At 36.7% G+C, this 1083-nt stretch carries 1 protein-coding gene and 1 pseudogene; one reads left to right on the forward strand and one right to left on the reverse strand.

The genetic code is table 11. The features are described 5' to 3' along the window. Positions 1 to 114 (reverse strand): annotated as a pseudogene (locus tag DSM107010_RS41790) (IS1 family transposase); the annotation flags it as partial. Positions 115 to 223: 109 nt separating this feature from the next. On the opposite strand from DSM107010_RS41790, the gene DSM107010_RS35785 reads away from it, so the two are divergent. Beyond that, positions 224 to 1072: an IS4 family transposase gene (locus DSM107010_RS35785; RefSeq protein ID WP_106170772.1), complete on the forward strand. Its 849-nt coding sequence runs from the start codon at positions 224 to 226 to the stop codon at positions 1070 to 1072. Positions 1073 to 1083: the final 11 nt, after the last annotated feature.

A 1083-nucleotide genomic window follows, 5' to 3' on the forward strand; every position in this document is an offset into this window, starting at 1 on the left:
CACAAATGACCATAGCTCGTCACATTCAATAATCAATTTCCCTGGCAGTTTGACTGAAACTGTGACCTGGTGCGGAGTTCGAGCTAGCTTTTGATTGACATAATCTTGTAACCATGCTGACGGGGCGACAAGCATCCCAAATCCGAGACAGCGTAATGCTTTGACCGAATTATGGTAGAAAAAGATAGGTCACTCATTGTCAAGAAGACCTATAAGAGTGAAAATGTTACCTCCATTGTATCAAACGAACTTAGAAAATCAACTCTCAGAGTCCCAATTATTATTCAACCTGCTGATTAATGTACTACAAAATATTCAAGAAGTCAGTTTGGAAAAAATAGCGAATGCCTTACCCATACCAATATTATTTGAAAGCAGACGTAAGAAAATTCAAAGATTTTTATCACTCCCAATCCTCAACGTGCAAGAAATTTGGTTTCCCATAATAGAAATCTGGTTAACTCAAAATCTCATAGAGAATCAAAGAATTTATTTAGTCATCGATCGGACTCAATGGCAGCAAAACAATTTGATGATGATAAGTTTAGTTTATGACCGAAGGGCGCTCCCAGTATATTGGGAATTTTTACCCAAATTGGGGAATAGTAATTTTGAGGAGCAGTCACAAATATTTTCTCAAGTCTTACGATTATTTCAGAAATATCAGACTGTTGTATTAGGAGACAGAGAATTTTGTTCTGTAAAATTAGCTAACTGGCTTCGGGAGAAAAAATTCAAGTTTTGTTTGAGATTAAAAAAGAATGAATTCATCCAAAATGAAAATGAAATTTGGCAGTCGCTCGATAGCTTAGGTTTATCACCAGGAGTTTCCCTATTTTTGCGAAACATCAAGGTCACAAAAAGTCAAAAAATTCATGGCTTCAACCTAGCTGCCAAATGGCGGCGAGTCTACAAAGGATGGTCGCCAGAAGAAGGATGGTTTATCTTAACAAATTTAAGCGACTTAGATTCAGCTATCAATGCATATAAAAAACGCTTTGACATTGAAATTAACCAGCCACAATACATCGATAAAGACGAAGTACTCCATCTGTCCTATTATTGGAATTGAGGGGTTGCTCA

It is taken from the genome of Chroococcidiopsis cubana SAG 39.79 (assembly GCF_003991895.1).
GTDB classification, from domain to species: Bacteria; Cyanobacteriota; Cyanobacteriia; order Cyanobacteriales; family Chroococcidiopsidaceae; genus Chroococcidiopsis; species Chroococcidiopsis thermalis.